Source organism: Phycisphaeraceae bacterium (assembly GCA_020639155.1).
In the GTDB taxonomy this organism is placed as follows: Bacteria; Planctomycetota; Phycisphaerae; order Phycisphaerales; family UBA1924; genus JACKHF01.
On the sequence record JACKHF010000001.1, the window covers coordinates 1,807,002 to 1,830,945 of the forward strand.

The 23,944-nt window shown below is 55.4% G+C and carries 11 protein-coding genes; 6 read left to right on the forward strand and 5 right to left on the reverse strand.

The features are described from left to right. The first annotated feature begins 137 nt into the window (after positions 1-137). From H6815_07685 to H6815_07700, 4 genes are read left to right on the forward strand one after another with little or no spacing between them, the layout of a single operon-like run. On the forward strand, positions 138-10,739 hold the full coding sequence (locus tag H6815_07685) for a hypothetical protein (protein MCB9860322.1): 10,602 nt from the start codon (positions 138-140) through the stop codon (positions 10,737-10,739). Further along, the gene (locus H6815_07690) at positions 10,736-11,296 is read left to right on the forward strand and encodes a hypothetical protein (GenBank protein ID MCB9860323.1); all 561 of its coding nucleotides are present in this window, start codon (positions 10,736-10,738) and stop codon (positions 11,294-11,296) included. The genes H6815_07685 and H6815_07690 overlap by 4 nt, the downstream gene beginning before the upstream one ends. Before the next feature lie 31 nt (positions 11,297-11,327). Beyond that, the gene (locus H6815_07695; GenBank protein ID MCB9860324.1) at positions 11,328-13,193 is read left to right on the forward strand and encodes a chloride channel protein; all 1,866 of its coding nucleotides are present in this window, start codon (positions 11,328-11,330) and stop codon (positions 13,191-13,193) included. Then, positions 13,193-14,077 (forward strand): hypothetical protein, encoded by an 885-nt coding sequence (locus tag H6815_07700; GenBank protein ID MCB9860325.1) that lies wholly within the window; start codon positions 13,193-13,195, stop codon positions 14,075-14,077. The genes H6815_07695 and H6815_07700 overlap by 1 nt, the downstream gene beginning before the upstream one ends. On the opposite strand, the gene H6815_07705 is transcribed toward H6815_07700, so the two are convergent. Beyond that, on the reverse strand, positions 14,074-15,633 hold the full coding sequence (locus H6815_07705) for a DEAD/DEAH box helicase (protein ID MCB9860326.1): 1,560 nt from the start codon (positions 15,631-15,633) through the stop codon (positions 14,074-14,076). The genes H6815_07700 and H6815_07705 overlap by 4 nt on opposite strands. A gap of 142 nt (positions 15,634-15,775) precedes the next feature. Further along, entirely contained in the window at positions 15,776-17,449 is a 1,674-nt protein-coding gene (locus tag H6815_07710) for an iron ABC transporter permease (protein MCB9860327.1), read from the reverse strand. A gap of 524 nt (positions 17,450-17,973) precedes the next feature. Between H6815_07710 and H6815_07715 the strand changes: the two genes are divergently transcribed. Next, positions 17,974-18,375, forward strand: a complete 402-nt coding sequence (locus H6815_07715) for a hypothetical protein (protein ID MCB9860328.1) — start codon at positions 17,974-17,976, stop codon at positions 18,373-18,375. Between the two features lie 376 nt (positions 18,376-18,751). Beyond that, a complete protein-coding gene (locus tag H6815_07720) occupies positions 18,752-19,450 on the forward strand; it encodes a hypothetical protein (GenBank protein MCB9860329.1) in 699 nt (232 codons plus the stop codon). Positions 19,451-19,462: 12 nt separating this feature from the next. Here the strand turns inward: H6815_07720 and H6815_07725 are convergent, their stop codons facing one another. From H6815_07725 to H6815_07735, 3 genes are all read right to left on the reverse strand, one after another. Next, a complete protein-coding gene (locus H6815_07725) occupies positions 19,463-20,470 on the reverse strand; it encodes an ABC transporter permease (GenBank protein MCB9860330.1) in 1,008 nt (335 codons plus the stop codon). Then, positions 20,467-22,698: a peptide ABC transporter substrate-binding protein gene (locus H6815_07730; protein MCB9860331.1), complete on the reverse strand. Its 2,232-nt coding sequence runs from the start codon at positions 22,696-22,698 to the stop codon at positions 20,467-20,469. The genes H6815_07725 and H6815_07730 overlap by 4 nt, the downstream gene beginning before the upstream one ends. A 79-nt stretch (positions 22,699-22,777) precedes the next feature. Then, positions 22,778-23,920 carry a hypothetical protein gene (locus tag H6815_07735; protein MCB9860332.1) on the reverse strand — a complete coding sequence of 381 codons (1,143 nt, stop codon included), beginning with the start codon at positions 23,918-23,920 and terminating at the stop codon, positions 22,778-22,780. Positions 23,921-23,944: the final 24 nt, after the last annotated feature.

Consider the following 23,944-nt stretch of genomic DNA (forward strand, 5'->3'; position numbering starts at 1 on the left):
TCGTCTGGCAGGATCTGCCAGCGGATCGTCGTGGTATTGGGCGTCCGGAAGGACGACGGTCCGCACGCATGGGGCGATTGCGGATCACAAGCACCAGCAATGCGCAGTGGCGCATTGTGTTGAGAGAGGTGACCGCGATGCAGCACCGCCGCGCTGTTCGAACAAACACAACTTTTATCGGCGCATCGATCGTTGCGATGCTTGCGGTTGCGGGCTTGCCGCTTGATCTGTTTGCGCAGGAAAACGTGCAGCCAGACAGCGCGCGCACACTCGCGTCTGGTGCTGTTGCGACACCAGCGATGAATGCTTCGACTGCACCATCGGAAACACCGGACGATCCAACGATCGAGTTCAACCTTGATGGCGCACCTCTGTCACAGGTGCTGCACTACTTCGAGCGCGAGACTGGTCTGCCGATCATTTACGAAACCACGGTCCCCGATGCCAAGATGACCTTCAAGAGCCCGCAGAAGTACACACTGCGGCAGGCGTTGAACATTGTCAACCTGAACATGAACCAGCACAACGTGTACCTGCGCGTCGAGGACGGGTACCTCTACTTCGAGGATATTGCTCAGGCGTTCCGCAAGGTGCATCAGGTGTATCAGACGACGCTGCCGGATTCGGTGCTGGATTCCGAGATCGTAACTCTGACAATTCCGCTGCAGAACTCTGTGGCAGCAAAGGTCGTCGAGCAGATCAAACCGCTTATCAACGAGAAGTACGGGATGGCCCACTCTGTCGAGGCGCAGAACTTCGTTGTCATCACCGAGACAGCAGGACAGGTGCGCCGTATTCAGAAGATTATTGAACCGATTGATGCCGCCCCCCCGGTTGATTCGGAGTTTCGGGTCTTCAAGCTCAAGCACACCCGTCCTGAGTTGATGATCGAAACACTGAGCGGTCTGGTTGGTCAGAAAACAGTTGGTTACTTTGTTGATGCAAAGGGCAACAAGACACAGTTTGAAGAGAACACGGTGCCCGGTGTCACGATGGAGGTTTCAAGGAGCCTCAACGCGGTAATTTGCGTTGGTCCGAGTTCGCGACTTGATTCGATCCAGGAGCTGATCGATGTGCTTGATGTGCCAGCAGTCGACGGTGCCGATGACGCGTCGATTGCTCAGGCGAGATCCTTCCAGCTTTCGTTTGCGGATGCAAACGACGTCGCCAAGCAACTGAACAATCTGTACAGCAATGTCAAGAAGGAAGACAAGCCGTCCGTTGTTGCATTGAGTGATGTCAACAAGGTGATCGTCTCTGGTAACCAAGTGATGATCGCAAAGGCAGAAGCGCTGATTCGAGCGATCGAGCCCGAAGCTGTCGGTTCTCCCGAGGCAGCCACCGGTGCGTCTGTGCAGCAGGTGGTGCTGCAGTTTGCCGATGCGGCACAGGTCTCCCGCAATCTGAATGACCTTATGTCACCAACGCAGAAGCGTCTTGTGCGTGTGTCAGCTGCGAATGGATCGCCTGTGCTGGTGGTGTCAGGCACACCGACCGAGGTTGAAACTGTCGCGAGCATGGCGCGCGCGTTCGATGTGCCTGCGCAGGGACCAGGACAAATCAGGCAGGTCGAGATTTCTGATGGCGACATCACGACAATACTTGAGCAGTCAGGCCAACTCTTTGAGATGAGTGGAAATGCGGAACGCGGCAGTGTGCAGACGCTTCACATGCCGGGTTCGCGTGTTGTGACGCTGATTGGTGATCCCGAGTCTGTTCAGGCATTCGAGAATGCGATCAAGTCTGCACAGCGTCTGCTCCCGCCCAAGCTCACAACAAAGCTGATCGACGTGCGCAATACAGATCCGGAATCGCTGATTGTGCAGCTGCGCGACATGATCGCAGCAGCAAGCGAGAGCGACGAGTTCCTGAATCGTCCTGAACCGGGTCTTTCGTTTTATGGCCCAACGAGCACGCTAATTGTGAAAGCGGATACCGATCAACATCGCCTGATTGCGGACTTCGTTCGTAAGCTCGATGTGATTGAGCAGGGGAAGGTACTCCCAATTAACTTTCTGTCTCTCAAGACAGCGAACGTGACGCAGATCGCAGATCTACTCAACGATCAGTACTCGAAACGTCCGCAGAAGGATCGGCTTGCGCTTCCGGTCGATATCCGCGCGGATGTTGCGAACAACACGCTGATCGTGTCGGCACATCCCGACATTTATCCAGAGATAAAAGCCTTTGTTGACGATCTGAACCGCGAGAAGCTCGATGGTCCCGAGCGGATGACGTTCACGATCAAGCTGACGCAGGCTCGCGCCGAGGATGTTGCGGTCGCGATGAACAAGCTGTATCCCGAGCCGCCCATGCCTCGTGATCGTCGCGGTCAGCCGATGCCCTGGGCGCAGGAACCGCGCGAGGTCATCGTTTCCGCAGAACCACGCATGAACCTGCTGCTGATTGAAGCGCCCGCCGAGCGTGAGGCATCAATCCGCGAGCTTGCTGCAACATTTGATTCGATGGACACATCGCCCGACGCGGAGACACATATCTTCGCGGTCGATTCCAGCGAGATTGATGCCGTTGTGCGCACGCTGCAGCAGCTTTCAACCTCGGGCGGTCTCGGTTCCACCGGGCGCACGCAGGTGACAATCATCGGGCAGCCTCGATCGAACTCAATTGTCATCAGCGGCCCATCCAATATCTTCCCGCGCGTCGAGGAGGTGCTCCAGACACTTGCGAGTACGACCGAAAAACCCGAGCCAGTGCTCCACACATACAAACTCGATCACGCGCGTGCGGATCGTCTCGGTCCAACGCTGGAAGGTTTGCTCCGTGTGCAGCTTGCGCAGCACAAAGTTGCGCGTGGTGTGCCAGCGAACGAGCTTGCCGGCCTGCTCTCCATTACAACGGAGCAGATGACAAACACGCTGATCATTGCAGCACCGGAGCCGATCCATGAGATCGCAATAGATCTGCTGAACGTGCTCGACTCTGAAGCTGCCGATGTTGGTCGAAACACAACACAAATCGTGCAGATGCAGTTTGGTGATGTGAATCAGACAGCTGCGCGACTCAACGAGCTGGTTCGTGCTGATGCACTGAACATCTCCCAGCCAGTGCAGGTCTTCCCAATTGCAGGATCGAAGTCGGTGATGATTGTTGGTGCCGAGAAGGACGTGGCATCGGTCGCTGGCATGGTTTCAAGTCTTGATGTGCGACCTGTTGATCTGAACGAGACGCAAGCACGCACGTTTCTTCTGAAGCATGCACGGGCGGAATCGATTTCGCCGGTGATTGAGAGTGCGCTCACCCAGGAGTCGATGATCGACAAGCTGCCGCAATGGGATCGTGGTTGGTTCCTGCGGAACAACCCCGATGCGGGCAAGGTCGGTGTTCGCGTGACATCGGACGCGAGAACGAACTCGATCGTCGTAACTGCGCCGCTGCCGATGCTCGATCTTGCAGAGCAGATAATGCGTGATCTTGATGTTCCGAGTACCACCGGTATGGCTGCAGAGAGCAGGCCGGTTCGTGTGCTCTCGCTGACGAATGCTGACGCGAAGGAGTTTGCGGCATCGATTGAAGCGGTGTTTGCTGAGGAAATTGGCAAGGACCAGCCACCAACTGTGCGCGTGAACTCCGAATCGAACTCGCTCATTATCCGTGCCACCACTGCGCAGATGCGCACGATCGAGGAACTTGCAGCCAGAGTTGACAGTGCGAGCATCGGATCCGGTCGTGAGATGCGCACGATCTCGATTGATCCATCCAAGGCGCGTGCATCGGATATTGCAGACACCATTCGCAAGCTGATGCGACAGCAGTCTGGAGCGACAGTTGAGGTGATCTCGTTCGACGACCTGCTGAAAGAGGACGAGCCGAAGCCGGGCAGTTGGCTTGATGGTTCTGATGTCTTTGATATCGACGAACTGGGTCCGAACTGGATGGCGCTGCTGAGCGCTCAGGCGATTTCGATGGTTGGGATCGCGCCAGATATAACAGATCAGTTGGTGCTGACATCACCGCAGCCGGACGAGGTCAAGTCATGGTTTCCGACAACAACACCGTCTGCCGATCCCGATGGGACACCATCGGACGTATCGCAGCCAGAAGATACGGGTGCACCGGACAGTAATCTTTCTGATCCAGATGTGACGATCGCGGTTGATCCAGCAACGAACTCACTGGTGGTTGTCGGGTCACCTCGTGCAGCTGAACGCATCGCGAAAATCATTGATCAACTGCAGTCGCAGATGCCATCCGAAGCCATGCGTGTGCGCGTTGTCACACTCCCTCCCGAGACGGATGTTGATGCAATCGGTCGCATCGTTACCGATACTGTTCGCAATGTTGGAAAGCATTCAGCGCAGAATCCCGGCGGGTTTACCAGCAATGTCAGGGTGACATCCGCACCAACTGGCAACGCGCTCATTGTCTGGTCCAACGATACGGACTTTGCAACTGTGGGGAAGCTGATCGGTTCGGTCGCAAAGCTTGACAGCACAAACGAGTTTCCCGTCAGAACAGTAAAGCTTGAACAGGCTGACGCGCGTGCAACAGCACAGGCATTGACGAACTTTTTTCGCGATCGTTCGCGTGCGATGGGCGAGCGTGGGAACCGGCCAACCGCTGCAATCTTTGGCGACGAACGCTCAGGCACGTTGATCGTTTCCGCGAGTGATGAGGATTATGCGTCGATCACCTCAATGATCGAAACACTTGATCAGCCGCAGGATTCACAGAAGCTTCAGATCGAGATCCTTCCGATCAAGCATGTCAAGGCGAAGGATCTGAGCAGCACGCTCGATGAGATTTACTATCAGATCGATAACGCACGCTGGTCCCGCTCGTACTCGGCAAGAAACTCAAGCCGGTCTGTGTATGACGAGCTTGTGATTGTTGAGGTGAACGAGGCAGCGAACAGCGTCATTCTGATTGGACAGGGTGAGACAATGGACATGTTGAAGGATCTTGTCAGCTCGCTCGATGTGCCCAGCGATCGTCAGACACAGAAGACAGCCCGGGTTGTCAAGGTTGAGGGAGTCGACCTCAACGCGATAGCGCAGATTGTCCGGGATATGTTCCAGGAAACAGATCGCGGCGCTTGGTGGTGGTCGCAGACGTATGCCGTGAATGTGACGGTCGATCGCATGCGCAGCTCGCTGATTCTTGTTGGCGACAAAATCGATGTTGACAAGGCTGTGAGTATTGTTGAGGAGCTCTCTGCCAATACAACTCCGGATCTTGCGTACGAGACAATCAAGCTTGAGCATGCCGAGGCAGACAGAGCGGCGCAGAGTTTGAATCGATTCTTCGCTGACCGCTCTCGCGCTCTTGGATTAAGTCAGGCTGACGTGACCATCATCGGTTCACGCGAGGGCAATGTGCTGATCGTTTCGGCGAACGAGTCGAACATGGCACTCCTCAACGATCTGCTTGCACATATCGACCAGCCGGATCTCGGCGAGGATAGAAAGGTTGAGATTTACAACATTCGCAACGCGGATATCCGTGAGATGTCGGACACCGTGCGCAACATGTTCCCGACGAACAACCGACCCGATGAGAAGATTCTCGTCATGCCACAGCCGAGCCGTGGGTTGCTGATTGTGTCGGCACCGACGGACAAGCAGGCGGAGATTGGTGCCTTGATCTCCAGTCTTGACACATTTGACAAGGAAGAATCGTCGCGATTTGTGACGGTCGCACTGAAGAACGTTTCTGCGACACAGGCTGCAAATGCACTCCGTGATACCGTCGGCTCATCGATGAAGATCAGCATCACGCCGATCGACGACAACAACACACTGGCGATCTCCGGATCTGAAGAAGCAGTTGCGGCTGTGATGGAGCAGATCGAGACGCTTGATGTCGAGTTTGTGCCCGTGCAGCGGGAGTTCCGGCGTGTGAAACTGGTCTACCAGCGTGCTGTGGACGTGTATTTTCTTGTGAGCAAAATCGCACGGAGTGGCAAGCGGTCGCCTGACACGCCCGCACCCGACATCGATTACTCAACCGATGACAACTCGATCAACTTTGTTGCGGTGCCAGCTGAGGTCGACTTTATCATGTCGATCATCAAGGAGCTTGATGTTCCAAACAGTGAGGGGCGTCGTACAGATTGGCTGAAGCTGCAGTATGCCAATGCAGAGCAGGCAGCCAAGGTGCTGGAGGTGTTCTACGGCAGGTACGCGATCGAGGCCAAGAGTGTTGCTGACCGTGATGTAAGCATTCGAGCGGATGCGATCACGAACTCACTCATCGTCAGCGCGAATGAAGAGCAGTGGGGTGATATTCATGCGCTGATCGAACGCATTGATACGGAGGAGTACGACACGGAGCGCCAGCTTGGTGTGATTGCGCTCAAGCACGCCGATGCGCAAGCGGTTGCAGAAGCGCTCAACACGGGTCTTCAGGCACCGATGCAGGCGAGGCTGGCACAGGAACAGATACGTAACCAGCAACGCAACAACAGAAACAACAATAACCGGAACACGAACGATTCCGCGTCCGATCCGGATATCCCAACACTGGCAATTGCGGATGATGATGTGCCGTCGGTCTCTGCAGAGCGGCGTACAAACTCGTTGATTGTCTTTGCAACTCCAAAGCAGCTTGTGCGCATTGAGGCGATTGTCGAGGATCTTGATCAGCCGATGGACAAGGCGAGCGGTGAGGCTCGGCTTATCCTCGTGCATTCAGGGCAGGCGAGTAATATTGCACGCACTGTCAACGAGGTGTACGTGAACACGCTTCCTCGTGGTACCCGGCCGGTTGTGTTCGGTGATGATAATGCTGGAGTGCTGATTGTTCGATCGGATGACTCCGACTTTGCGAGGATCAAGACGCTTGCAGAGTCGCTCCAGCAGACCACGGGCGATCGCGCGGGGTTCGAGGTGATCAAACTGACGCATGTGCCCGCAGCGAAGATCCAGCGGACCGTCGAGCGTCTGTTTGAGCCTGCCGCACGAAAGACAGGTGAAGCACTGGTGATCGAGGTCGATCGAACAAACAACGCGCTCGTTGTTTCTGCCGGCTCCGGTCTTGTTCAGCAGATCCGCGAGATTGTCGAGGAACTCGATGCAAATCCAAACGCAATCGATATTGAGTCATCGTCGGGATTGCTTGGATCAGATCTGACCATTGTTGAACTGCAACACGTTGGACCGGAGCAGATGATCCAGATGCTGCGATCGCTCGGGTTGATGCAGCAGAATCAGAACAACAACAGTCTTGTCGGAGAGCCTGTTCGTGTTACCCGACTGGAATCACGATCCGCTATTGTCATTAGCGGCGCACCGGCGGATGTACGCATTGTGGTTGATCTGGCAAAGTCGTTTGATGCTGAGCGGGTGAGCGAGACGCAGCATGCAGCGATCATTGCTGTGAAGAACAACAACGCACAGAATATCGTGCGGACGCTGAACGAGTTGATCCGCAGCGCGACCGGGAACGGACAGCCGAGTATTGCCGATGCGCTCGCTGAACAGGTGAGGCGCAGACTCATTGCAACAGAGGATGGCGAGCAGCCGAAGATCGGGCTTGATCTGACCGAGCCGATTCAACTTATTGCAGACAACAACACAAACCGCGTGATCGTCGCATCGAGCGAAGAGAACGTCATCGCGCTGCGTGTGCTTGTTGAGTCGCTTGACGTGATGCCGGTGGGGAATGCGGTCGTTGTGCGCATTATTCCGCTGTCGAATGCGGCACCGCAGCAGATCCAGCAGGTGATCAATGGGTTGTTCCAGCGCGGGCGTGCGCTGACAAACCAGAAGGGGTCGAATCGGGCGGCTGACGCAACAACGGTGACTGGGCAGGTGCTCTCCGGTGAGATCGCGATGGAGATCGATCAGCGGACGAATGCGCTGATCATTGCTGGCAGCGAAGAGGCTGTGTCATTTGTCGAGATGATGGTGGAGCGACTTGATCGCGACGAGATGGGCGGCTGGGTTGAGCCGAGAATCATCAAGCTTGAATACGCCGACGCGGGACGGATCGAGCAGATCCTGCAGCGCGCTCTGATGACACCATCGAGGCTTGCGATGGATGAGATGGGATTGCGTCAGCAGTTTGCCAGAATCCGCATCGCACAAAGTAGCGGCGAGAACAACGGGAACGGCAGGGTCACCATGGAGTCTGACCTGTATGCGCCGGTATCGAGTCTATTCATCTCCGCTGATCGATCGCTCAACTCATTGGTTGTCGTCGCTTCGCCTTCCAATCTGAAGATCGTCGAGGAACTGATTAAAAGCCTGGACGTGCCCAGCGCAGCAATTGCGAATAATGTGCGCTTCTTCCCGCTTGAGCACGCGGTTGCTGATCGTATTGCGCAGATGGTGAATCAGGTCTTCCGCGAGCGTGAACGCGTCGGTGATATCAGACCGGAAGACCGTGTTGTGATCACGACCGATGCACGTACGAACTCCCTGATGGTGTGGACGAGTGCAACAAGCATGGAACTTGTAAGAAGTCTTGTTGAACGCCTGGATACCGAGCAGGAGCGGCTTGCGGTCGGTATGCACGTGCTGCCAGTGCCGGACTTTGACGTTGCAGATCTTGCTCAGCAGATCGAGCGTGTGATGCGTGCGACGATTGACGCTGCGACACGCAACGGCGAGGTTCGTACCGCTGCCGATATCTTTACAGTGCAGGCAGATCCATCGAACGACCTTCTCATTCTGACATGCTCGGATGACAATCTTCAAGCGGTTGAGGATCTGATCGAAAAGATGCGTATGGGCAAGGGCCCCGTTGAGAGTGACATGGAGCGTCCTCCCGAGATCATCCATATTGCCAGCGGGTTTGTTGATGATATCGCAGAGAATATTGACCGGTTGTATGTTCAGCCCGAGACTGAGCGTCGTGGCGAGAACGCTGTGACAGTGATTCCGGACACACGCTTGTCTGCTCTTATTGTGCGCGGTACGGATGCAGATGTCGCGGCGATCCGCAGGCTGGTCGATTCACTCGACAAGCCGGAAACAACAGGTGTGCGTGTGATGCAGCGTATTGAGCTTCGTTACTCCAACGCGCGTGAGGTTGCAGATTATGTGGGTGATCTGCTGACGGGTCGAAACAACGTAACTCGAAGTGCTGAAACACTGCGCCTTGTTGTGAAGGACAATGACTCAAACGCCGAGCGCACGATCGAGGCGCAGATCGATGATCAGATCAGGTCGCAGATCGAGATTACGCCCGAGGAACGCTCGAACTCTGTAACAGTTGTTGCTCCCGAGAGCATCATGGACTTCATTCGACTGATCATCGAGGATCAGGAAGCAAGCGACAACGCTGACCGGAGTGTCAAGCACTTTGTGCTCAAGAACGCATCGGCTCCTGCGATGGCACGTGTGCTTCGAGATCTGTTCGATCTTCGCGAGGTTGGAACGAATCTGATCCTTGTGCCGTCGCCGAGGAACCAGAACGATGCAAATAGTGGAGATGTGCAGCTTCAGCCGGCAGCAGACGATCGCCAGAAGCTTTCGATTACCGTCGATGAACGCACCAACTCGCTGCTGGTGTCAGGCACCAAGGAGTATCTTGAAAAGGTTGAGGAAGTGATTACTCAACTTGAGAGCATTGATGTTGCGCAGCGGTATCGTCTGGTGTACCAGCTTCGTAACTCGCAGGCTGAGGATATCGAGCAGGCGCTGCGTGACTACTTTGGTGCAGAGCAGCAGGCAACACTCTCGACCACGTCACCAGATGCGCTCGGGTCGCTGCAGGCGAAGCTCGAATACGAGGTCACGATTGTTGGCGACGAGAAATCAAACACCGTGCTTGTTGCGGCAAGTCCGCGCCAGATCGAAGTGGTTGAACAGATTATCAGAGAACTTGACACCGCACCACCACAGGTTCGTATCGAGGTGTTGATTGCCGAGGTGACTCTTGATAATGGCGAGTCGTGGGGCGTGGACCTGACGCTGAAGAATATTGGTGGCGATGATTTCCAGTTTTCTGAAACAGCTGCTGGTCTCGGACTAACAGCCGCTGTTGGTGCGGGAAATCTCGCCCTCGCGTCAAGCGATATCGATCTGATGGTTCGTGCGCTCGAAGGTCGGGGCAAACTGCGTGTGCTGTCGCGACCGCAGATCGCGGTGACGAACAATGAGGAAGGTGTGTTCAAGGTAGTCGAGGAGGTCTCGCTGCTGACAGGGTTTGAAACGCTCGACTCGGGCCGAACACGTGCGCAGGTGTCGCGCGAGGAGGTTGGTGTGACGCTCCGTGTGACACCGACAATCAATGCCGACGGGTTTGTTCGGATGGACATCCAGCCCGAGATCTCGGCGCTCACAGATTCCCGCTCGCAGATCTCTGAAGAGTTTGTATCAGAGAACTTCGCCAAGCGTGAACTTGACACTGTTGTCACGATCCGCAATGGTCAGACCGCTGTTATCGGCGGAATCATTCAGTCAAATGAGGAGGAACGCCAGACACAGGTGCCGTTCTTCGGTGATCTGCCTGTGGTCGGCTGGGTCTTTAAAACGAACAAGGTGTCGAACGTGCGCACAGAACTGCTTATGCTGCTGACACCTCGCATCATCCCGAGTGACTCATCCGGTTCTGTTCGCATTTTTAACGAGATCACTGGGGAGGAGATCAACAGGATGACAGATCCGATGCCGATCCGTCGCCAGCTTCCTGGATTTGGTCCGGGTACGGAGAATGACCTGCAGCCCATTCTTCAGGATGCTCCCAAAGGATCAACTTCGTATGTGTATCCCTCTGATCCGGCATTTGGAAGAGCGCCTGCCCGTTACATCACAAACATGAAGGAGGCGCAGTGATCAGCCCGCTGCCACAGCAAATAGTGCGTTTCCTCTGTGGAGCAGTGCTCGCGTTTTCTGCGGTCACAATGTGTTCTTGTGAAGCAACAAACTCGCTCGCAAAGGTGAGAGAGAATCCAGATGATCCAGAAGGACCGCCGATTGCTGCTGGCAGGGTCACTCAGGTCGTGATTGTTGCACCGCGTGGAGAGTTCTTTGACTCTGATGGCAATGGGTTTCGTGACTCAACGCGGATTGTTGCGTTTCTCTTTGATGAGTTTTCAACTGGGAAGACTGTTGCTGTTGGTGGTGACGGCACCCTGAGGATACTGCTTGTTGGTGACAATGGAGAGCGGCTTGCATCGTGGATGTTCCCGATTACTCCGGATCGTGGGATGATGGAGCAGACGAGCTATGGCTGGGGGTACGTGATTGATCTTGATATCAATGATGTTGCGACTGATCAGTTCCCGCACCACGATGGTGCACTTGCCGCAATCTACACACCTGCTGATGGTTCACGCAGCGCAACGACAAGTGGGCCCGCTGCTGTATTGGTCGGCCCGACCTTCGAATAAACATATTGTCTTTCGATGACTGTGCTGTATCGTGCCGATACACTCAGATCACATGGTGATCGCGCGCAAGTTTCTCAGCTCCTTCCGCTCATGGTCGAGTCGGCTGGGCTTTGAGCAGGACTGGTATCTGTTGGTGATCGGCGCTGCGCTAGGCACCCTGACAGCGCTTGGAGCGGTCTTTTTCCATGATGCTGTCGAATGGCTCGGACATCAGATGTCCAATGTGCAGGAAATGAACCTTCCGATCTGGCTGCTTCCGGTCATTCCTGTAGCTGGTGGACTTGTAACTGGTTTACTCGTGCATTACTTTGCATCAGCTGCCAAAGGCCACGGTGTGCCGCAAGTGATGGATGCGATCATTCGCAAGAAAGGTGCGATTCCGCTTCGCACAGGTATTGTGAAGACACTTGCTTCGATCTCTACAGTTGGCTCGGGTGGCTCGGCAGGTGTTGAAGGTCCAATTGTGCAGATTGGCTCAACGATTGGGTCGGTGATCGCAAAGTGGCTTGGTGTTGCGGCGCAGTATGTTCCGACACTGGTCGGGTGCGGCGCTGCTGCTGGTATCGCATCTGTCTTTAATGCCCCGATTGCGGGCGTGTTCTTTGCAATCGAAATTATCCTGCGTGATTTCTCGCTCAAGACGTTTACGCCGATCGTTGTTGCGTCTGTGTTTGCAGCAGCAACAACTCAGGCTGTGCTTGGTGAGAACGAAGCGATCTTCAGCGCGCAGCTTGAAGGGTATGTATTCACAATTGCTGAACTACCCAGCTACATTGTGCTTGGTGGGTTGTGTGCGGTGCTTGCCGTTGGATTCACACACTTTCTGCACTTCTGTGAGCACATGTTCGATCGATTCAAGCTCCACCCGATTGCAAAGCCAGCAGTTGGCGGTGCGATGCTCGGCATTATCGGCGTCCTGTTTATTTACTTGACAGGATCCTATCACGGCTCGCAAGCAGCATTTCCTGCGTTCTTCGGCAACGGATACGAGACCATCCGTGATCTGATCTCGCCTCAGTTCTATGGCAAGGATGCAGTATCGCATGTCGAGGGACTACGTGCGGTCTTCTGGGTAACTGCTGCATTGTGCGTGTTCAAGGCGGTGGGGACTGTGTGTACGCTTGGATCAGGCGGCTCGGGTGGTGTCTTTGCACCGAGCCTGTTTATGGGCGCAACAGCAGGCGCTGCATTTGGAGTTCTTCTTGGCAAGATTGGTCTGCTTGGGAACTCAACTCCCGCGTCATACGCACTTGTGGGTATGGCTGCAGTGGTTGCAGGGACAACCTTTGCACCGATGACTGCGATTTTGATTCTCTTTGAACTGACACGGGAACCGTATGTGCTGCTCCCGATCATGATCGCTGCGACAATCGCGACGGCAGTCGCGCAGGTGTTGATGCGTGACAGCATTTACACCGCCAAACTGCGCCAGGCCGGAGTCATGATCGGTTCTGGCCGTGATCTCTCCGTACTTCGTCGTGTGCCACTCTCATCTGTGAAGATAACCCCGCTCCCACGTGAACCGATCTTCGCATCAGATCCCTTGTCAAAGCTCATTACACTTCACGCGCATCACAATGTGCCGGACTTTGTTATTGTCGAACGATCACAGAATGAAACGTCGCCGCACACCTACATGGGAATGGTGACTGGCGCAGACATTCGAACCGCGCTGATCGATCGCGAGGCAATCCCGTTGCTGCTTGTTGCGGAGTTGTTGCGGGAAACAATGCCGACACTCGACCCCAATGAGATGCTCGATACGGTGATGGATAAGTTTGCAAAGCAGGATACTGCGAGCCTGTGTCTTGTTGATCCAAAGACTCGTGCGCCGGTTGGCATGATCCAGCGGTCCGACGTAATGAAAACTTACCATAAGGCACTGGAAGAGCTGTAGTGACGCACGTTGTATGGATATTTTCTCTGCCGCGCTCGGGCACCAGTGTGACGGCCTATGCATGCGCTGCGCCGTGGAATCATGCAATTGCTGACGAAGTTCTTGGTCCGTGGGATCGCACTGGAGAGCCGTACAACTATCCACAGCTCCAGCGACAACTGTGCGCTGAGTACATGTCGAGCGGATGCAGGCTTACACCGAACGTTGTCTCAATTGCGAACGAGTTGTTTGCGATGCTGGATACCGGAACGGGCGTTGTGATATCGAAGCATCCGCATCTGCGACCGTCGCCCGACGAGTTTCGCAGGGCGTTCCCCGAACATCGCGCGATCTGGTTGATGCGCAATCCATTGCCTCGTGTGAACAGTCTGATTGCACGAGGCTGGACACGTGATCTGCGACCAAACTTTGAGATCGAGCGTTTCCGTGACTTTGCACGTATCTGGATACGACAACCGGAACGCATGGTCTTTGAAACGATGCGCAAGGATCGAGCCGCCTACTTCCGATCGATCCTCACGCACTGGGGACTTGATTTTACAGAAGAGCATGTGCGCGCAGCTGCGGGATATACGCGATCAAACTACCATGCCAACTCGAAGGAGCAGTCGGAGCAATCCTCGGCTGCGCCGGTATCGGAAAAGCACTGGCACCTGCCCGATCACGCGGTACGCATGTACCATGATGACTCGGAGGTACGATCGTACATGAAGTTGTGCGGTTATCCGACGAAGCCGTGGCGATATCGGTATGAGCAGAACATGACCGAGGCACGCTTGCAGCGGCTGTTCAAACTAAAGGATCTGCCGAGCGGCATGGTGCCGGATCAGTACGTTCCCGATGATGCCTTGGACGCGGTTTCTGTAACTGACGTCACGGCTTAACGTCGCCCACGAATCTTGCCTCGCATCATCCTGCCGGGCATCTTTGTTGGTACAACACCACCCGGGAACTTTGATGGATCGGCTGCATCCTTGCTCGGAAGCTCATTTTCAGCAAGTCTACTCTTCGCCTTTGCCTGTTCCTTCTTTGCTTCTTCCGCTGCGCGCTCACGCGCAACCACGTCCGGCATTGGGCCGGGTTGGAAGTCGGGGTATTCCAGACGCGGTATCTCAGCATTAATGAGTTTTTCGATCTCGGTCAGATGCTCACCCTCTTCGGGCGTAACAAACGTCCACGCAACGCCGTCGCGCCCGGCGCGCGCTGTGCGGCCGATGCGATGTACGTAAAGCTCAATGTCCTCGGGCAGGTCGAAGTTCACGACGTGGGTGATACCCTCGACATCAATCCCGCGCGAGACAAGATCCGACGCGACCAGTACGCCGAGTGAGCCTCGGCGGAGCTTGTGCATGATCGTTTCACGTCGTGACTGGCTCATGTCGCCGTGGAGCGCTTCTGCAGCAATGTCCTTCTCTTTCAGATACTTGACAAGTTCATCGACCTTGCGCTTGAGCTTGCAGAAGACGAGCGTCATTGCGGGCTCTTCGTGCGTGAGCAGATGGCGCAGCATGCGGCGTTTGTCCCACGGCTCGACCAGAAGATGGTGCTGCTTGACAACCTGCACCGTGAGCGAATCTGCCTGCACGTGCAGCATCTTCGGTTCGTGCATGAATGACTTTGCGAGCTTTTCGATTTCTGGCGAAAGTGTGGCGGAAACAAAGATTGTCTGCCTGCGATTTCCGTTCTCATCGGGTGTTGCAGACGGGCACATCTTCAGAATCTTGCGGATGTCCTCGCGGAATCCGATGTCGAGCATGCGATCGACCTCGTCGAGGATCATGTAGCGCACATTATCAAAGTGCAATAGCCCACGATCGACCATATCCTTGATGCGTCCCGGTGTGCCGACGACGATCTGTGGCTTGCGTTTCAGACGATCGGCCTGTCCGCCAATGCGCGCGCCGCCATAGATCGGCACAGCTTTAATTGGTGTGTGCATGCCGAGGTCGTTGATCTCGGTCGCAATCTGGAGTGCGAGCTCGCGCGTTGGTGCAAGAATGAGTGCTTGAAACTCAGGCTCACGCTCGCATAAGTGGAGCATGGGCAGGCCGAACGCGGCTGTCTTGCCCGTGCCGGTCTTTGCCTGACCGATGACGTCGGTTCCCGAGAGAATCATGGGGATGAGCTGCGCCTGGATATGCGTTGGGCACGCAAAGCCTGCGTGCGTGCATCCCTCAACAACAGAATCGCGCAGACCGATGTCACTGAATGTCTGCTCGACATCAAACACTTCGACAGGAAGGTCTTCGAGCTTTGCGACTTCCTTCGCAGGTGGTGGTTGGTGTAGATGTTCGTTCTGCGATGAGCCGGACTGTCCACCGCTGGACTTTTTGCTGCGGCGACGACGCCTGCGCTTTGTCTTTGGCGCATCGTTTTCCGATGCTGGAGATGTGCCTGAATGTTCGGATGTATCGGAATCAAACAACGGACGAGCGGTCATCAAAACCTCAATGTTGAAAAATAAGCCGGAGGAGAACGAGTGTTGTCCCGGGCAGGAGTGTCACCAATCCTAGGGAGCGTACCCGGTGATCGCCCAGCATGGGCTTGGACTTGCATGCAGAATGGGGTGGTTTTCCGCGTTGCTACACGCGGAATGTGGCACCAAGTTTCTTCCCGATGAGGAGCGACGCACCCACCAGCGTGACTGTCAATAGGATCATGCCCCATACACCCATTGCTGACGCGACAAACTGCCCGTCTGCGAGCCTGTTGGCGAATGTGTAGATCGCCTTGGTGACAGGATAGTCTGACTCCTTCTGGGCGAGCAGGAGCGAGTCCGAGACCTCCAGCATCGAAAAACTGAACACGAGGAGCGAGCCCGCGATGAGATTCGCCATGATGAGCGGGATGACGATCCGTCTGAACGCGCCGACCTTCGTCGCGCCGAGATTGATCGCAGCCTCTTCAAGTGACACCGAGGTCTGCTCAAGACCGGACACCGTCGAGCGCACGATGTACGGCAGTCTGCGCACTGCGTATGCGATGACAAGAATGGGCAGCGGGTTCGGCTCGTTGCCAAAGACAGAGACGATGGATCCGAGCGGGCCATCGCCGAACGGCCAGCGAAGTGTTGCTGCGATGTAGCCGAACGCCATGACAAGCCCCGGTACTGCGAGCGGGAGCATGCACATCGCATCGAGCAGGTTTCGCCCGCGCACCTTTGTGCGCGCGATCAGATAACCTGCAAGCAAGCCAAGACCAAGATTCAGCACCACCGCGAGCGATGAGTACGTCAGACTATTGATGATCGATCCGAACGCGAGTGGATCTGAGAGCGCAGTCTGGTAGTGCTGACTGGTAAAGTCTTTCGGCAGGACAGACCTGTACCATGCCCATGGCTCTGAGATGCTGGTCAGAATCACGCCAAGGTGCGGTACGAGCGCGATGAAGGTGACAAACGCGAACACGCACGTCGCGACAATGCCGCCCGTGGGTGAGAGTGCGGTTTCGGTGCTTGCGCGAGAGGCTTTGGACTGCATCTCGTATCCGCGTCCGCCGAACATGAGCTTGCCGACAAGGTACATGCCTACAGCGCACGCGAGCAGAACGAATGTGAGTGCGTATGGTTCGGCGGAGTTTTCCACCTGCTTTAGACCATCGAAGATCTGCACGGGTGTGATGACGCGATACTCAAACACCAGTGGTGTGCCGAGTTCTGTAAACGACCAGATAAGCACGATGGTTGCGCCGGCGAAGATGCCGGATCGGATGAGTGGGAGCGTGATCGTGCGGAGTCGCTGCCATGGACTTGCACCGAGGCTCTCTGCTGCTTCTTCCATCGCGGGGTCAATGTTCGCAAGCGCAGCTGTCGCGTTGAGATAGATGATCGGATAGAGGTGGAGGGCCTCAACGATGACCACGCCCCAGAAGCGAGCGCTGCCGAGGATATCCCAGTCTGTGCCAAGCAGTGTGTTGAGTGAACCTGTGCGCCCAATGATCATCTGCAATCCGATTGCACCAACGAACGGCGGCAGGATAAGCGGAATGAGAATACCAGCTTGCAACAGCTTCTTGCCGGGGAATGTGTAGCGCACACTCAACACCGCAAGTGGGAGCCCTATCAGAATCGAGATGAACGTTGTCGTGATGGCCACCTTCGCAGCGTTCAGCAGCCCCGCCACGCGCGTTGGGTCGCGGAACAGGAGCGAGAGTGGTTCCAATGACCAACCTCTTCCTGTCGCAACATCCGCAACGAAGCCGCCACGGATCGTCAGCAGGATGGGATAGATCAGTGTGATACCCAAAAGGGCCACCATCGCCACGAGGAGCGTCTGGTTCGTTGACTTTGCGAGGGTCCGGGAAACCATGAGCCCGGAGCATAGGACCAGTGCTGGCGGGTCTGAAGGGTGGTTATTGGCAGGTTGAACAGGATCTTCATACACGAGAAATCCACAAACTGACGGTTCTGCTTGACGAATCTCCGGTGTTCTGGTACAACAGGTGTCGCAAAGCCCTGCAGAGATGCGGAACTTGCACAAGGAGATTGAGAGGCACCCCTCTCACATATCAAATACCGCATGCTTTGGGCGAAAGCTCACGGCGTGCCCTCCCCTCAGGATCGCGACAAACCGCGATCGGGCTTTTTCCGTTGACCTCATAGGAGGAGGGATGGGAGTGCAGACTGGTGTGCGAATGTTGCTGACCCCCTCGCGCATCGCACAAGTGAGTTTTAACTCAGCCGCTGCCACCGACATATCCCCCTCGTGTTCATGAAAAAACCATCCTTAGCGGGGTGGTTTTTTCTTTCGCCACATTGGTTCTTTTTGCAATACGATGGGGGATGAATATCAAACAGGCAACGTGTGCCCTTGCGATGGTTTCCGGGTTTCTCCTGACAATGCCGGGATGCATCGTGTGGGAGATCCGCGACGAGATGCGCAAAACCAACGAAACGCTGACGCAGGTGAGTGAGACACTTGCTCGTGTTCAGGTGCAACTCGACGAGGTCAATGGCAAGATGGATCAGGTCGACAAAACGAATCAGATCCTGACGGATATGCAGGCGACATCGTTGAAACACCTTGATGAGCACCTCGCTTCGCTGCGCAAGACGATCGCGAATATCGACAGCACGATTCCATTCCTGAGCATCAGTGATGATCCGCCAGAGGAAGAAACGCCGTCAGCAACTCCTCCTGAAGCGACACCGCTGGAGAATCCGGGTGGGAAATCTGGTAGCTGAACCTGACCGAGGGTTGAAGACGACAAAGACGGTCATGCGAAGGGTCATCGCGTCCCACATCTATTTTTGGACTTTGGTTACTTGCGGGCTCATCGTCGCTTTTTATGTGCGCGCCAACTGGCCGATGCTCCGCCATTACTCCAGTCTATGTGCCAACGTGGATCGGCTTACAGGAGACAGGGTACCGATATTGCGTTGTATTACAATTGATGAACCCGTTCGATATGGTGTATATGTCGATAGTCAATGGAACTGGTATTCTTTTTCTGCGATTGAGGACGTGCCACTCGAAGCAGATCTGGAGTGGGTGTTTATTCACGAGCGAGTCGTAAAATTTCCTCATCGCTGTCTCCTTGCTGTTTGGCGTTATAGACATGTGCGAGGTCTCTGGTTTCTGACGAGTGTGGTTTTTCCTGAGATTCTTGATCAACCGAGCAAGGAGTTGAGGCGTGCTGCAGTGGCGAGTATTCTGGTCGAAATGGAGACGAATCCAATCAACTTACAGGAAGATCAGCTTGCTGTCCAAGCGATCCGTGATCTTGACATGGACGAAACACATCTCTCAGTCCTTGGAACATCAGTGAATACCGCCGCTGTCGTTTTTCTGCTTATAGCAACCATGAAGTGCAAGCACCTCTGGTTCTTTGCATGGTCTGGTGGCGGGCTTGTTCAACTGCGTCGACACAGATCGGGCAGATGCGTGATGTGCGGATACTCACTTGACAATCTTCCGGGGAAGGTGTGTCCTGAATGTGGCACACGTGTGGGCACAGTTGCCCTGCCGATGTTCCCTCACTTCGAGAGAACAATGATTCTTCGCAGTGTCCTGATCTTTCTGCCAACGGTGCCGTGGCTCTTTGGGATCAGCTACTTTGGGCACGAATGGGCTGGCTTGCCATTTCGGCTGACGTTTCCCATCGCTGCCTTTGGACCTGCTGTGATAGCGGGTTTCTTTGTTGTGTTCCTGAAGAACAACATTGTGTCGATCATTCTGATGGTATTGGCAGCAGTACTTTCGCCGATCTTCGCCTTTGTCTTGTCAACCATCTTCAATCCAGGCTGGATTGGTGTCTAACGTTGTGATGGATTACGCGATCCGCGGATCGATCCAGCGGTACAGCACATCCACCGCGAGATTAAACAGGATCAGCATCGTTGCGAAGATCAGCACCACGCCGATGATCAAGGACAGGTCCTTGTTCTGTACGCCATTGACAAAGTGCTGGCCCATGCCCGGGACAGAGAAGACGCGCTCGACAACGAAGGAGCCCGTCATCGCGAGTGCAGACGCGGGGCCGAGATACGACAGCACGGGAAGGAACGCATTCTTGAGTGCGTGCTTGATGAGAACGCGCGATTCGGCAACGCCCTTGGCGCGTGCGGTGCGGATGTAGTCTGCGCCGAGCACATCCAGCATGCCCATGCGCGTGAGTCTGGCGATGTATGCTGCGAACGGGAGCGAGAGCGTGACAGCGGGCAGGATGGTCTTTGGCAGACTGCCCCAGCCGCCCACTGGAAGCACCGTCATCCAGACACCAAAGACCAGCAGCAATAGCGTGCCAATGACAAAGCTGGGAAGGCTGATACCAACCAATGCGACAACAAGCGTGGAGATATCAGCGAACGAGTTCGGCTTGATCGCGCCAACAACGCCCGCAACAAGTCCGATGACAAGTGCTATAAGGATGGCGAGCGTGCCGAGCGTGATCGACACGGGCAGACTGTCCGAGATGACCTCGTTCACACGCCAGTCCTCGTAGAAGAGGGCTGGCCCCATGTCGAAGATGTATCGCGGGCGCGGCTCAAGTCCGGCTTCCTCAGCGGCTTTATTCTCCTTCGCAATAGTGCCGTCGACTTTTTCAATGCCGTACTTCAGACCTGTCAGGTTGTAGAGGTAGGAGAAATAGAACTTTGGAAAGCTGTCGAGGTTGTACTGGGCTTTCATCGCCTCTTCAACTTCGGGCTTTGGTCGACGACCCTCGGGGTTTTCGAGCGGGTTGCCGGGAATCGCCCATGCAAGCGTGAGTGTGAATGTGTAGATCACAAGCAGGATGATCGGCATCTGGATGAGTCGGCGAACGATCAGTCCAATCACAGCTCGCCTCCTTCCGTTGTCACGGGTTTCAGTGGCATCGTTGAAGGCACATCTGGCCCTTTGCCGTCCTTCAACATGTCGATCATGAACAGGTTCTGCTCTGTGCGGGGATGCGGGTTCAACCCGGACATCTCGTCCGCATCAAACAGGTAGAGTGTGATGTAATGGAACAGGGGCACCATTGGCAGATCGTCTTCCATGATGATGCGTTCGCACTCTTCCAGAATCTCCATGCGTTTTTCCGGGTCGGTTTCCTTGCGTGCCTGATCGAGCAGGCCATCAAAGTGTGGGTTGTTGTACTTGCGATCGTTGTTGCCGTCGGTTGAGCGGGACAGATCAAGGAATGTCGTTGGATCGCCGTAATCGCCGTACCAGCCGGCGCGTGAGACCATGAAGTTCTGCTTCTTCAGATCGTCGCGGAAGATCTTGATCTCTTTGAGCTGGAGTATGACGGGCACGCCGAGGTTTTCGATCCAGTGTCTCTGGACAGCTTCTGCGATAACTCCGTGTCCACCGTCCTTGTTGAACAGGATCTCGACTGTTGGGAACTGCGACGGATCCGGATAGCCTGCTTCAGCGAGCAAGGCCCTTGCTTCTGCGATGATCGCGTTGCGCTCATCCTGATTCGTTGCGTCCGAGATGCACTTGAGCCCCTTGGGCGAGGTGTACCCACCGATCGAGTTCGGCGGGATAATTGTGCGCGCAACGGGCTGACCGATGCGATTGACGCGCTCAGTGATTTCCTTCTTGTCGATGCACATAGCGAACGCTCTGCGCACACGCGGATCAACAAACGGGTTGTCGCGACCATCCTGCATCTTGGGCAAGCAGTTGAAGTTGTACCAGTACGTCCCAAACGCTGGGATTGCGTGGATGTTCTTGCGATCGTCGTCCGGGAGTCTGCGGTCGATCTCGAACTGGTCGTACCCGGCGGCCAGGAGCGCGTCGTACTCAGCCTGATGCTCCTTGTAGAACTGCATCTTGCGTGCGAGCATGTCAGCCTTATAGGTAGGACCGACATCGCTCACCCAATCGACAGAGCCTGTTTCAAATGCGAGCACCTGCGCGTTGCCATCATCAACGGAGACGATCTTCATCGTGTCGACGTTGAGCAGGTCCTGATCCCAGTAATGCTCGTTGCGTTCGAAGAACATGTCCCGCTTGAATCGCCACGTCGTGAGTTTCATCGGGCCGTTAGTGATCAGGTATGGCGGCTTTGTCCAGCCGGACTCACTCTTGAGCATGCCGGTTGATTCGACAACAGATTCATATCGCTGCACGAGCGGCGGATACACGGGAAAGAAGACAGCGAACGCGCACAGATCAAGGAAGTAGGGCGTTGGTTCGCTCAGCGTGAATGTGAGCGTGTGATCATCGGTTGCGTGCAACTGCACCATATCGTGAAACTGCTGTTCTGTCCATGTCCAGAGCTTGTGTGCGTCGTAGGGATTGCCCGCGATGGCGGATTTGACAGGAGCAAGCAATGCTTGTGAGGATGTGAGTCGCTCGTGTATTTCTGTTGCGATGCGTGATGCGGTGCGGTTCGGCGCTTCCGTTGTGGGGCCGTCCTTTGAAACCAGATCGAAGTCCTCTGTGAGTGCATCGAGTTCCTTGCGAAGTGTGACGATCTGCTCGCCTTGCACGCTCTCGCCGATGAGACCGCGCTGCTCAATGTGCAGCCAGATTCCGCTGGCAATCGCCTTTGCTGCATCTGGCGCATCTGTCGTTGCTAGATCATCAAGTGCATCGATGGACTCGACTGTCTTTGCCTGGAACCCGTCGAGTGCTCGGCTGCGCCACTCGAAGAAATCCTCCGCACCGACAATGACCTGGAAGAGCCCGGTGTAATCGGCAGCGGTATCGGGGAGCAGGGCGCGACGCCATGAGTACACAAAGTCGTGTGCTGTGACCGGTGTGCCGTTGGACCATTTCGCGTTGTCGCGAAGATGGAATGTGTAGGTGAGCTGGTCTGGCGAGATCTCCCAAGACGATGCAACGCCGGGCACGATGTGGTATTCCCACGTGAACGTGTCGTGGCGGACAAGCCCCTCGCCGATCATGCGCGCAACGCGGAGATCCTGCATCCAACTCATCTTCTGGAAGTCGAGTGTGGTGACGTCGCCGCGATTGATGAATGTGAAGTCGGCCTTGGGTGATGGTTTGTCCGTGACGACCATTACACCAAGCACTGCGAGCAGCAATAGGAATGGGACAGCGATCTTGACCATACGACAATCGTAGGGCCATCATGCCACCATGAGTTGCACCTAAGCAGCTGTCAAACGCGTGTGATAGGGTTCTGTTTTTTTAGCGAAGGAAGCGTTCGCTGCGGAACTGGAATGGTTCTCGCGGATTTGAAAGTACGTTCGTCACAAGTTCGCGGAAACTACGGTCAAACGCAGTGTCGCCCTGAGACGTGCCCTTCACGACTTCCGCTCCAAGGTCGGGCTGCTGGAGCGGTCCACCTCTCCCAATTGCATTGTGGGCAACAAAGATCAGATTCACACCGAGCGTGGCAGCAGCGTTTGCCCTGTCCCGGATGGGTGACGTTGTCATGGGAAATGCCTTGACACGAACCATCCGATCGAGCGCGGACAGAATGTCACCTCCAAGACCAGCAAACTCCTTGATCGTGGATTCCGGGAGTTCGCGGTTGGTCAACATGAGGTTACGAAGGCGCTGTCCGACAGAGACACACGATTCGACAATAGAAAGATCATCTGGTCCGTTGCCAGCGAGTTGCTGGAGCCTGACAGATGCAGAAGTGGCAAGCTTTGAGAGTGCAGCGCCTGGAATGCGCTCGAATCCGCCAAGATCAACCTCGTTGCCTTTGTAGAGCGCTTCGAGTGCAGCACGCAGAGCATTTGCTGAGGTGTCCTTCTCGACCGAATCTCCAAGCCAGTCGACGACCTGCAGCATCTGGCGTTCACCAATCGCTGGCGCGCCGTCACCCTTTGCCGAGCCCAGAGTGTTGCCGAGTGCAGTAATGGCTGTAAATCTGACCGAGACCTGCTCGTGCGTGCGCAGTGAGTTGAGGAATGTGATGGATTCTTCGGTTGCGATATCGCCCGCGATAAAGATAGCGGGGACCGCAGATGTCAGATGCAGATCGCTTTGACTGACGTGCTTCTGAAGTTCGGGCAGGAGTGCTCGACCAGTATCTGAGCGTTCGAGCACGCCAAGGTCTTCATTCTGGAAGTAGGTACGAATGTTGTTGTACGCACGCCGCGCGATTGCAGGTTGATCGGAAGCCAGATCTGCAACGTCCTTTGCAGTTGGCTTTGTGGCCTGTCCAAGTGCTGGCATTGTGCTCAATGCGAGAAGTGCCAGCGCAAGCGCACATGCGATGACTCTGCACACATGAGCAGCACTGCCATCGCGAATCCGGTTGCGGATACCGGTCCAGCGTGAGAATATTGAAGCTTCAAGCGGAGAAAACAGCCGTTGCACTGCGTGAGCTCCAGAGTTGCAGGG

Excerpts from the sequence above, each read along its gene's own strand:
- H6815_07715 (MCB9860328.1), top strand. The coding sequence starts at position 17,974 with ATGAATATCAAACAGGCAACGTGTGCCCTTGCGATGGTTTCCGGGTTT.
- H6815_07710 (MCB9860327.1), bottom strand. The coding sequence starts at position 17,449 with ATGGTGGCCCTTTTGGGTATCACACTGATCTATCCCATCCTGCTGACG.
- H6815_07685 (MCB9860322.1), top strand. The coding sequence starts at position 138 with ATGCAGCACCGCCGCGCTGTTCGAACAAACACAACTTTTATCGGCGCA.
- H6815_07730 (MCB9860331.1), bottom strand. The coding sequence starts at position 22,698 with ATGGTCAAGATCGCTGTCCCATTCCTATTGCTGCTCGCAGTGCTTGGT.
- H6815_07705 (MCB9860326.1), bottom strand. The coding sequence starts at position 15,633 with ATGACCGCTCGTCCGTTGTTTGATTCCGATACATCCGAACATTCAGGC.